10 protein-coding genes are annotated in these 11,882 nt (G+C 32.0%); 4 read left to right on the forward strand and 6 right to left on the reverse strand.

Going from position 1 to position 11,882, the window contains the following annotated elements; genetic code table 11:
• The first annotated feature begins 22 nt into the window (after nucleotides 1-22).
• Entirely contained in the window at nucleotides 23-1,303 is a 1,281-nt protein-coding gene (locus E4635_RS09950; RefSeq protein ID WP_135526498.1) for an ATP-binding protein, read from the forward strand.
• Between the two features lie 55 nt (nucleotides 1,304-1,358).
• Here E4635_RS09950 and E4635_RS09955 read toward each other — a convergent pair whose 3' ends face one another.
• The 4 genes from E4635_RS09955 to E4635_RS09970 form a co-directional block, all read right to left on the reverse strand.
• The gene (locus tag E4635_RS09955) at nucleotides 1,359-1,904 is read right to left on the reverse strand and encodes a YbhB/YbcL family Raf kinase inhibitor-like protein (protein ID WP_135526499.1); all 546 of its coding nucleotides are present in this window, start codon (nucleotides 1,902-1,904) and stop codon (nucleotides 1,359-1,361) included.
• Nucleotides 1,905-2,001: 97 nt separating this feature from the next.
• Nucleotides 2,002-2,841 carry a helix-turn-helix domain-containing protein gene (locus tag E4635_RS09960; RefSeq protein ID WP_135526500.1) on the reverse strand — a complete coding sequence of 280 codons (840 nt, stop codon included), beginning with the start codon at nucleotides 2,839-2,841 and terminating at the stop codon, nucleotides 2,002-2,004.
• A gap of 325 nt (nucleotides 2,842-3,166) precedes the next feature.
• The gene (locus E4635_RS09965; protein ID WP_135526501.1) at nucleotides 3,167-3,766 is read right to left on the reverse strand and encodes a hypothetical protein; all 600 of its coding nucleotides are present in this window, start codon (nucleotides 3,764-3,766) and stop codon (nucleotides 3,167-3,169) included.
• Nucleotides 3,767-4,019: 253 nt separating this feature from the next.
• Complete coding sequence (locus E4635_RS09970; RefSeq protein ID WP_135526502.1) at nucleotides 4,020-4,454, reverse strand: hypothetical protein; 435 nt, start codon at nucleotides 4,452-4,454, stop codon at nucleotides 4,020-4,022.
• 95 nt (nucleotides 4,455-4,549) lie between these two features.
• Here E4635_RS09970 and E4635_RS09975 point away from each other — a divergent pair, with 95 nt between their 5' ends.
• Nucleotides 4,550-4,804: a helix-turn-helix domain-containing protein gene (locus E4635_RS09975; RefSeq protein ID WP_135526503.1), complete on the forward strand. Its 255-nt coding sequence runs from the start codon at nucleotides 4,550-4,552 to the stop codon at nucleotides 4,802-4,804.
• Nucleotides 4,805-4,922: 118 nt separating this feature from the next.
• Here the strand turns inward: E4635_RS09975 and E4635_RS09980 are convergent, their stop codons facing one another.
• Both E4635_RS09980 and E4635_RS09985 read right to left on the reverse strand, forming a co-directional pair.
• Nucleotides 4,923-5,357, reverse strand: a complete 435-nt coding sequence (locus E4635_RS09980; protein ID WP_135526504.1) for a JAB domain-containing protein — start codon at nucleotides 5,355-5,357, stop codon at nucleotides 4,923-4,925.
• Between the two features lie 68 nt (nucleotides 5,358-5,425).
• Nucleotides 5,426-5,821 (reverse strand): hypothetical protein, encoded by a 396-nt coding sequence (locus E4635_RS09985; RefSeq protein WP_135526505.1) that lies wholly within the window; start codon nucleotides 5,819-5,821, stop codon nucleotides 5,426-5,428.
• 508 nt (nucleotides 5,822-6,329) lie between these two features.
• On the opposite strand from E4635_RS09985, the gene E4635_RS09990 reads away from it, so the two are divergent.
• Both E4635_RS09990 and E4635_RS09995 read left to right on the forward strand, forming a co-directional pair.
• Nucleotides 6,330-10,103, forward strand: coding sequence for an nSTAND3 domain-containing NTPase (locus tag E4635_RS09990; RefSeq protein ID WP_135526506.1), 3,774 nt, complete (start codon nucleotides 6,330-6,332; stop codon nucleotides 10,101-10,103).
• Nucleotides 10,104-10,228: 125 nt separating this feature from the next.
• Nucleotides 10,229-11,881, forward strand: coding sequence for an AAA family ATPase (locus tag E4635_RS09995; protein WP_135526507.1), 1,653 nt, complete (start codon nucleotides 10,229-10,231; stop codon nucleotides 11,879-11,881).
• The last annotated feature ends 1 nt before the right edge of the window (nucleotide 11,882 follow it).

Genomic DNA, 11,882 nt, shown 5'->3' on the forward strand with positions numbered 1-11,882 from the left:
AAAAAAGCAAATCCAATCCAATATGCCTTTTAAAGCACTTAAAAAATACATCCTTTCCCAGCTTTCGGATAAAAAAGCTACTGAAATTTTTGATTTCCAAAATTCTTTTGAGCAAGCGTTGGAGCGGAGTACCACGCACGAGGAAGCGGTTATTTTACTGATCGCCTTGGCACCGCACGTCTTTCCTAATTTTTTTGATGAGATTATCAAAGAGCTGCACCCTGAAGGAGGGGATATCCCTGAATTTGGCGGCGTCAGGGAAGGCAACCACCGCGGAATGCAGCCCACCGGGGAAACCATACTCCATGTGTTGGCCAAAGAAGACCTGGACGGCCGTCTCGAAACACAGCAGTTGTTTTCTCCAGAGCATTGGTTTTCGAAGGAAAATATTTTGTTTTTGGAAGAAGTGAAAGAAGGCGAACCCATGATGAGCGGCAAACTGAAACTTCCCAAAGAAATTGTCCATCTGCTTTGTTACGGAGAAAGGCTCAAACCGAAATTCGGAAGCAATTTCCCGGCAAAAGAAGTCAATACGCTAATGGAATGGGATGACTTGGTAGTCAATGAAACCGTTCGCACTCAAATTAACCAAATCAAGCTCTGGATAAAACACCACCAGGCATTGCTGAAGGACTGGGGCATGGACAAGCACATCCTTCCCGGTTTCAGGACCTTGTTTTATGGCCCTTCCGGTACTGGGAAAACCCTTACTGCGGCCCTTGTCGGAAAGGAATTCAACCGACCGGTATTTAGGATCGATTTGTCTCAGGTAGTTTCAAAATACATCGGGGAAACCGAACAGAACCTGGAAAAAATATTCAATCAGGCCGAGCACAAAAACTGGATTCTCCTCTTTGATGAAGCCGATGCGCTTTTTGGCAAACGAACCACTACAAAATCGTCAAATGACCGGTATGCCAACCAGGAAGTGAGTTACCTGCTGCAAAGGGTGGAACAGTTCAACGGATTGGTCATTTTGACCTCTAATTTCAAGAACAATATTGACGATGCTTTCCTGAGAAGGTTTAATTCGATTGTCAAATTTTCAAAACCTACCATAGAAGAACGCCTGAAATTATGGACAAACGCCATGCCGAAACACCTATCACTACCGGTCGGGCAATTAGAAGAGCTCGCCACTTATTATGAACTAACGGGAGCCCAGATCGTTTCCGCCATCATGCATGCCTCTCTTTTGGCACTGGAAGAAAATTCAGGAATAGTATCCAAGGAAAACTTGCTGCTGGGCATAAAAGGAGAATTTGACAAGGAAGAAAGGCAGTTTACGGCCGTTGCGAGGTGAGAAAGCCCTACAGGTTAAAACTGCAAGGCTTTTATCATACTTCCCGAATAATAGTTTAACGTTGGTAGTAAAAAACCAAACTGGCTTTCGCGATGGTATTGTTCCATAAATAATAACCCACAATTGCCGGATTGGCAGCAGCATCAAGTCCTAATTTCTCTGTTTTAAGGGCATATACCGTAACAATATATTGGTGCAAACCGTGTTTTTGCGGAGGACAAGGGCCGCCATAACCCGTTACACCATAATTCGTAACCGATTGGATAGCTCCTTTTGGCGCAAGATTGCTGGCAGGATTCCCGGCATTGGCTACTAATTCATGGATATTCCCCGGAATGTCAAATACCACCCAGTGCCACCATCCGCTTCCTGTTGGCGCATCGGGATCATAAATCGTGACCGCATAACTTTTTGCACCGTCGGGCGCATTGCTCCAGGAGAGCTGTGGCGATTGGTTTTTTCCGGTACAACCGAAGCCATTGAATTCTTCCGTTACGGTTGCCTGTCCGCCAACATCTTTACTGGATAATGTAAATGTTTTTTGTGCCAGGGCGGTTGTCGCTATTACAAGGCAACTGATAAAAAAGCTGATTTTTTGCATGATGTTTTACAATTAAATAATTCAATGCAAAGGTAAAATGGCTTTACAGCCCCGGGGTAGTTTGAGAAGCCCTAAAAGTGTTTGCAAACGTCCAAAATCATATAAAATGCTGTTTGGGCGTTGTGCCGAATTTTTTCTTGTATGCCTGTATGAAAGAAGACAGGCTTTCGTACCCCATTTCGCCATAAACATCGCTGGGACGGAGTTTTTTGTGTTCCATAAGAAAGGAAGCGTGTTCCAATCGTTTTTCCTGGAACCATTTTATCGGGCTTTGACCGTATGTTTTTTCAAATTTCCGTTTGAAAGAGGAAACACTTGCATGACAAAGAAAAGCCAGTTCTGCAACACTTAAATTGTTATAAAGGTTGTTTTCAATGACGCTCGTAAAATGGGCAGAAGCATCAGCAGGTGTATGCAGGAATTCCGAAAGGAAACCTGTTCCGTTCTTGTGGACCAGGTACAACAATAATTCATCGGTTTTGGTTTGCAGGAATTGATTTTTGAAAGCAGAAGGCATCCGGGTGACCTGAATCAGGCTTTCTACAAAATGCCGGATGTAATGATCGTAATCGAAAACAAAGAAAGGGCTGTTTTGTGAGCTTGTCTTGAGTTGGATTTTGTTCTTCTCGATAAAGTTCAATAGGATTTCATTATCGAAGAAAAACAGCAGGCTTCTGTAGTTTCTGTCTTCCGATACATTTTCGGTCATCAGGCACCGGCCCGCTTTTATCAATAAAAACTGTTGCTTTTCAATTTTTGCCTTTTTATCGAAATGGACCAATTCCTTACTGCCTTCCAATAAAAAACTGAAAACATTTTGGGTCAGCGCGATCTGGTTTTTCGTACTTGGAGTATTGACTAAATAATCAAAGGCATAGACATCCTGGCCGGTTTGGCCTTTTTCCATAATGTCATGCGGAAGGATGTATTGCTTCATTACCGTTGTGTTTGTACGCAAATATAAGCAGAAACTAGAATTAAATTTACGCCATAAAAAAAGCCTGACATTGCTGTCAGGCTTTTAACGCTCCCCCTCTTGGGCTCGAACCAAGGACCCTCTGATTAACAGACTGTTATTTTTAATTTTCTTTTGTTTACTTTTTGTTGTATTTGGTTGAATAACAAAGAACTAATTGTTTTTTAGTTTTCATTTATTTGCATATCGTTTCAGATTATAAATAAAATGTTTCAGGTATGTTTCAGAGAGTTTCAAAAGTAATTATTATTTATGTAAGGATGTAAAAGTTGCAAAACATGTAATTTTAGCATTCTGTAAATTTTAATTTTTCAGGATATAATTTCTTTTCAAAAAAGTAAGTTGAATATATTTTTAGAAATTCCTCTATACTTTTAAAATTTCTTCTTTCTACCAAAATTGTAAAATCAAGGTTTGAGAAATTTGGATTATCGAACTTCATCAGTTCAATCAATCCACCATCAGTATCTAAATGAAATACTCCAAACTCAAAAACGTTTTCTTTCCAAAGTTCATAGTTATGAATTAACCATTGCCTTATATTATTATTTCCTTCTGGTGTTATATAATATACCTCAATCGCACTTAAACACATTTTTTCATACTTATGAAGTTGAGTAAAATAGTCTAAATTCTCATAATGTTTTATAAATATATTCTCCATTTTGGTTTTTACACAATAACTGGGAGAAAGTAAACAATCATAAGGTAAATTTTGTTTTTCTAATGCTTCGCAACTTCTGCATATAGTTTCTTGAGAGTTTTTCAATGATTTGTATAAATCATCATATTTTAGTAACCACCAATTCAATACGGGAAAAGTATAAAATGAGTTTTTTCTTAATGATATTAATTCTTGATATGAGAGCTTTATTTTCTCTACCATTCCCTTAAATATTTTGCAATTGTTAGTAATGAAAAAAACACAAAAAATCCGGTTATAAAAGTTTTATAGAATTCTTTGTTTTTAAACATTAACCCTATTGGTTTGTTACTATCCATTGGGCTTTTAAAACTTGAGCCTTCATTCATATATCGTACAGCACTTCCTAATACCAATGATAACAAAATTGTTACAAGTAATAAAATAGGGATTATGAATATTAGGAATATTATTTTGGTCATATTTTTAGTTTAATTTATAGTCCTGTTTGTTTAAATATAAGTTTGTAAAAATCCATGATTTGAGGATTTGAAACGTGCCAACCGACAACATAACCTAACGCAAATGCTGGTTTATGGTCGATTACGAATACTTCTATTTCAGATTCTGTACCTCTTTTAAATGGTGGTGAGAATTTATAAACCGTATAGCCTTTTTCATCCTTTCTTATGGTTATTTCTGATTTGTAAATTAGAATGTTTTCTCCGCCTAAAAATGTTATTTCAATGCTTCCACCCGGAATAAAATTAATTGCTTCTAAAAAAACATTTTCTGTTGTTGGACTCCATCTATTAGCATCCTTGTCTGTCAAAACTTCTGTTTTATCTACAAAAAACACTTGTGAATAAACATTACTGCCCATAAAAAAGATAGTTATAAAAACTAACTTTAAAAAAATATTGTATTTCATACTTTAAATAGATTAATTCAATTGAACATTTTTGTTTTACAAATATACATTGTTAACCAATCCGATAACAGTAAAATTAATTAATAGTACAACTTTTGAAGAGTAATTTTTCAAGAGTTTTGACTAAAAAGGAATTTCAAATATTGGTTGGTAAAAGAATAAGACAGTTAAGAGAAGAAAGAAATTTATCTCAAACTGAATTAGCCAACTTGTGTGAGTTTGAAAGGTCAAATATGAATAGAATTGAAGCTGGAAATATAAATCCATCTGCATTTGTCTTGTACTCGATTTCATTAAAACTTAACGTTGATGCCTCGGAATTATTAAACTTCAAACCTCTTCAAGAATAAAGTTTTCGCTATTAATAATAATCTATGTTTAAATTAGTTATTGGAAAGAAACTCCAAATAGCCAATATTAGGCACAGTCACATTCTTAGATGTTTTAAAACACCAGAAATTAGAAAGGTTATAGTAGATTATCTTCTGTGAAACTAAAGTAATTGTACTTAGAAATAATAACATGATCTATTAAACTAATATCTAACAACTCACATGCATCTTTTAATTTTCTAGTGATTTTAATATCAGTTTCACTTGGTTTCATATTTCCACTTGGATGATTATGTACTAAAATAATACCAGAGGCATTACATTTTAGAGCAACACTTAAAATAATTCTAATATCTACTACTGTTCCTGAAATCCCTCCTTTTGAAAGTTGATAGATGCCTAATACACAATTTGATCTATTGACTAAAATAATTTTACACTCTTCTTGAAATTCAATGATGTCCAAATTCCATTTGGATAAAATAAACTCAAAAGTTTCTTTACAATTTGTCAGTTTAATTTTATCTGTCTGATTGGTAGAATAGGAAACTTTAATTTCGGCTACTTTCATAATAATGATATATTTAAAAACCTATTCTATATTCAATTATAATATAGAATAGGTTAATTCTTAATTTGTTAAGCATGTTTTAATTCTTGCTTATTATTCTTCGAGAAGTTTTCAAAGGCTGGTTTGAAATTCTCGTGAGATAGTTCGTATGGTCTTTTGCTATCTGTTGTTTCTTGGGCATAAACATATCTATGCGACAGCATAATAACCTCTCCAGTGTCCTTATTGATATATTCATAAGGATCGCATTCTTCTTTAGTAATTTCTCCTTGCATTTGAGTTCCGATAAGGGCTTTGCATGTTACTTCATCAAATGTTGCCAGAATAAATGCTTTTTTAGTAGTGGCATAAAAGTTGCCCGTTGCTTTGCTTTGTATCATTTCGATACCACCTTGAGCTTCTAAAACAAAGAATATTTTTCCATCCTCAGTTTGTCTTTCTTTAAAGTTGATAATTGTTACCATTTTTTTGAGTTTTTGAATTGAGATTTACCAAATGATATTACCGCTAACTCAGCTATCACCTTGAGTATTGAGTGCATAATTTTTGGCGCAATGATTATCATTGCTCTAAATGAGTGGGGGTTTTTAGGGTGGTGGTTGTAATTAAATTTTCAGAAACTGAAATATCATATTCAATACTTGAGCAGAATTACAATCATAAAAATTCACCAGAAACAAATTTGTTTGGTTATTTTTTAAAGTATTCATTTCAAAATGAACTGCAACTTTAACAATCAATTTTCAAAACAATAGATTTCAGGTTTGAAGCAGTGAATTTTTTAGCACTATTTTATTCCTGGTGCAAAAATATACCTTGATATGAATTGGTCGGGGGTGGTTGATTTTGAAATGACTGAGGGTGGGTTTATATAGGGTGGATTGAGCTTTTGAATTTTTTTAGAAAAAAAATTTTAGTTGTAAGAAATTGACTAATTTAAAAGTTTTTAAAAACACTATTAATGTTGTTGCCATGAATTTTATAAAACAAATTGAATCTGCCTTAACTGCTATTAATCAAGCACGTTTCCAAGATCTTATAAATCACTTATTACACATACAAGGGTATACGTTTATTGGAGCGCCAGGGGCTGTTGTTGCAAAGGAGAAAACAAGTAAAGGTGCACCTGATTCATTTTTTGTAGAAGGTGACAAATATGTTTTTGTAGAATGTACGACAAAAGACAAGCTTGACGGAGTTAAGACATTTATCGGTAAATTAGAAAAAGATATTGAGCATTGCTTTGATGAAGTAAAAACTAGTATAAAAAAAGAAGATGTTAAAAAAGTAATATTGGCGTGTACTGATAAAATTGATGCTGATGAGTATAGTAGATTGAAAAAGAAAGTTAAAGAATATAATTCCGAAACTGACCTAGAAGTTTTAGATATACAAAATTTACCCATGCATATCTATGATTTTCCTGGTTTATCGGAGCAATATCTAGGAGTTGAAATTATTAAAGGAGAAATATATAATCTACCTGATTTCTTAGTTAAGACGACTAAAGGGTTGCAGCCTTCTTTAACAAATGATTTTGTTGTAAGAGAAAATGAACTTAAAGAATCCCTTGAACACATCGAGAATGTTGATATTCTATTATTATCAGGTCCAGCTGGAGTTGGTAAATCCAAATTAGCAGTAAAAATCTTAGAGGATTCCAAAGAAAATTACATCCCAATAGTCATTCAAAGTTCAGCGGTACCTCTTTGGGATGACTTTGTGCATTTATTTCAAAACGGAAAGGATTACATTATTCTTTTTGATGATGCGAATAAATCTGTGCAAAACTTAATTTATTTACTAAATTTTATTCAGAAGCCTAAAGCCAACAAACTCAAAGTCGTAATCACTTCAAGAGATTATGTTAAGCATTTGGTTTCTCAGCAATTAAAAGACTTTGTTTATAAGGAAGTTACAATTGAAAAATTAAAAGATGAAGATATTGAAAAAATAATTGTCACAACTTTGCCAAATCTTCAGCATTACTATGATATAAGAAAGAAAATAGTTGAACTGTCCAAAGGTAATGCGAGGGTTGCACTAATGGCAACATATTCAGTAACTCCAGATTCTGAAACTAATTATTTGAATAGTCCAATATTGTTGTATGAAAAGTATTTTGAAAAAATAGCAGATGAAATTGACGTATTTACAAGACCAATTGTATTTAAAACTCTTGCTATAGTTTCCTTTTTTGGTTCTTTAGACAGAAATAATACTGATCTCAAAACAACATTAAAAAATAACTTTGATATTGATTGGAATGAACTATGGGTTATCATCCTTGAGTTGCATAGACATGAGGTATTGGATGTACACTCCAATGAAATAGTAAAAATTTCTGATCAGGTACTCGCTACTTATGCTTTTTACAAATGTTTTATTGATAATAACTCAGCAAGCATAATATATTCAGATTGGATTTCTACTTTCATTGAAAAATATCCATCAAGAATTAAAAATACATTAGTAGATGTGAATAATACTTTTGGTTATCATCATATTAAAGACCTTGTAATGCCTCATTTGCAAAACATTATTTCTAGTGAAGAAACTAATGAAAAGCTATATTCCTTTTATACTTTGTTTTGGTTTTATAAAGGTTACGACACTTTGCTTTACTTGAAAAAATGGATTGATGGATTGACCACAGAATGCATATCTGAAGAACTTAAATTTTCTTATGTACACAATGACCATACAAAGGCTTCTAAATATTTTGATTTATTAATTAACTTTTGGAATCATCCGAATGAACTTTTAAAACCAGCGATTGAGTTATCTATTGAATTGGTTGCAAAACAACCTCAGAGGTTACCTGAATTTTTAAAATTTGTACATGACCATGTCAGTTACAAAGTTGAAGACCTACACAATGGATACGAAAGACAAAATATTATCTTAGACATATTGTCAACTGAAAATCGCTCCTCTCTACACAAAGAAATTGCAAATGGCACTTTTTTAAATATTGGAGAAACTTTATTAGGATGGCATTTCACAGAATTTGGTTCAAAAGGTATTTCTATTAATATAGTAAATTTTAATCTATATTATTCTCCACAGTTAGTAGAATTAAGGGCAAAAATATTCGATGGTTTATATATTCTATTTGAGCACGATAGAGAGCAGACAGAAAAAATATTAAATAAAATTGTTCTCCCTGGAGGGAAGATTGATAAACAAATCTATATTGATGAATTCCCAATTTATGAAAGATTAATTTCAGACAAACTCTCTCCAGAACAATACTCTCATTGCAAATTTGTAAACCGATTGTCGAAAAAAATTGTGGGATTGGAAAATACAATTCCTGACAAATGGAATCAATTTATCAATTCAGATATTATCAATCTCTCAAAATTGTTAAAAACAGATGTCCTTGAAGATAAAAACGGAAAGTCTTGGCAAGAAAGAGAAGAGGAAAAGCGTCAAAAAATTCAGGACTACATTAAACCTAAACCATGGAATGAAATTGAGTCCTTACTTTATTCAATAAACTCATTGTTTTTCCAACAACAAGGGAGAGATACTTGGGAAATAGAAGGTGGATTATCAGAAATTTTTATCGGAATTGCTAGTAAAGGAAAAAACGAAATAAAGAAAGCACTAACTCTTACTTTCAACAATAAGTTTTCATTCCAGTTTCAGCCACGGATTATCTATTTTATTATAAATAATAACATTCTAAGTGGTAAAGAATTGCTAACGTTGATTGATAAATCTGATTTTCGAGACAAAACTTCCTGTATTATTACGCTTTTAGAATGTCTTCCAGAAAATCAGATAAATATAAAATTTTTAAAACTTTTAATTCAAACTTTTAAAAGCAATGATCAATTATTCATACACAGATTGACAGACTATTTAAAATTTGATTCTGAATTCAATAATTACAAAAAGTCTAGTCGTGAAAATGGAATTAAGCAGCATAATATAATTTCTTATTTGACTGAAATTATACTACACAAACCAGTAATACAAAGATATGGTCTAGGACATCATTTTTGTAGAGATTCCGCTATCTATTTTTCAAATCATGTGCACTTACTCAAACTAGCTTTCATATTATTAAAAAAGAGTGATAATCATTTTGATTATGATGGAAAAGAGCTTGAAGCGGTAATGAATTTAGACAGCAATTTCTTTATTGAATATCTAGAACAAAAGGTTGTAGATATGGACTATTTGTCATTTCGATTCGAACATTTTAAACTCGACTGCATTTGGTCTTTACCAAATTATAAGGAAATAGTTGATAAAGCTTTAGATATTATCATAAAGAAAGCACCCATCTATTCTAATATGGAACATCCCTCAGCTGTTCTCTTTACTTTTGATAAAAACAATGATGAAATTCTCTCAAAAGTTTATGAATATATAGCTGATTTCATTAACACTTGTTTTAAGGATAACCAAAGAACTATTATGATGATGAATGTTTTGCTATATAGATTTCAAGATAAATTTATTAATTTTTTAAAGCAATTTTTGCTTTTAAATAAAGATTTTGAAAGGTTCAACGATATCTGGTTAGAGAAATCTGAAGTTACTGTTGGTAGTAGAGTTCCCTATATTCAAAAAGAAATTGATTTTTGCAATGAGATTTCTTCAATGATTAAAACTATGCCTAATATTTTAGACTATGTAAATCATATAAAATATTTAGAACAAAAGATTATATGGTTAAAAAAAGACATAGAAAATGAGCAAAAAAGAGATTTTAAAGGATATATGGATTGAATTAAAAATTAGGTATAAATACGTATTGTTTCGTCTATAGATTATTTGTTTATTTAGAGAAATACTAAAAAAACAGAAATATTTTTGCAAATAGAGCTGAAAATAAGTAATTAAAATAATGAATTATGTTTATAAAAGTAATAAAGTGGGCTAATAATCAAATTCCAAATCATTATCAAGATTCTGTTTTTTATCTTGAAGAGGATAATTGGAATGATTATTCATATTATACTTATTTCCATCTTCACTTATCTTCAAAATATACCGAAGATGGAGAATCAAAGCTTATAGGAGGTGTCAAAATATTAAAAAAAGAACAAGAAATCAACAAAGGATATTTACACTCTTCTGACGAATTTGATACTTTAAATTCAGAGTATTGTTCTTTAGGTCAGTCTTTGGATTACTATGATAGACTAGCTCATATTGACAAGCCACTCCAGGATCAATTATTGAGTTCCATAAATGATATTATATTTAGACCCGATATTGTTGATGAATTCAGAGATGTAGAAGCATTCAATATTTCATTAATGAGGCATTTTGATTTTAATGATGATATTTTTAAACTTGCTCCAATTTTAATTTCACGAGAATTTGATGCTTTACCTGACAATAAGGATTTAAAATTTAAATTCAAAACAAAAGAAATGACTGATTTTATAGAATTTGATTTTGATTCTCCGAAGTACCCTGATGAAGATGGATTTGATCAGTTTTTACCAAATAGAATAGCGGTGATAATAGGAAAAAATGGTTCAGGAAAAACAACGTTACTCTCTAAAATTTCAAGAATTGTTTTTGCTTCAGCTAGCGACAGAGACTATCTAAAAGCAGTAGCAACCATTGAACCTAAAGGTCTTGGTTTTCCAAGGATAATTAGTCTTTCTTACAGTGCTTTTGACGCTTTTCAAGTTCCAGGTATTAGGTTAAAAGAAAAAGAGCAAATTTCAAAAGATATACAAAGAGGGATTGGAAGATATATATATTGTGGGGTTAGAGATATTACTAAAGAACTTGAAAAATCTATTGAAACAATTATTCCCGAAGAAAATGGATTGTTAAGAATGGAAGATATTTTAAATGATAAACACGCCGACAATTTTTTAAAACCAATTAATTCATTAAAAAAAGAATTCATAGAAGCTCTGAAAATCATATTTAGTGACTCTGAAAAATCTACTATGTTATTAAGGGTAATCCAAATTCTTTCCGAAGAGTCATCCCTTCACTTCATTCGTGTAATTTCTCATCCGATACAAGAAAATGAATTAATAAAGATTTTTTCAGAACTAAGCACTGGGCATAAATTCGTGTTACATTCATTAGCCAATATTATTAAGCATATTGAAAATAGAAGTTTGATTTTATTTGATGAACCTGAAACTCATTTACACCCTCCTTTATTAGCTGTTCTTATGAAAAGCATGAGATATATATTAAACAATAAAAATTCTTTTATGATATTATCAACTCATTCTCCTGTTGTACTACAAGAAACATTAAGTAAACATGTTTTTATAGTGAGAAGAGAAGGAAATATGATTAACGTTCTGAACCCAGAAATTCAGACTTTTGGAGAAAATATAGGAATAATTACATCACATATATTTGGTTTGTCTTCAGATTTAACAGATTATCATGCTGAATTAGATAGTGTTATTAGTGGTTCTACTGCAAAAAATTCAAAAGAAGGTTTAGAAAAAATTGAAGCATTATTTGGAGGTCAACTAAGTTTTCAAGCTAGAGCATACGTATTATCCCAATTAAATAATTAAA

Source organism: Flavobacterium humi (assembly GCF_004745595.1).
GTDB classification, from domain to species: Bacteria; Bacteroidota; Bacteroidia; order Flavobacteriales; family Flavobacteriaceae; genus Flavobacterium; species Flavobacterium humi.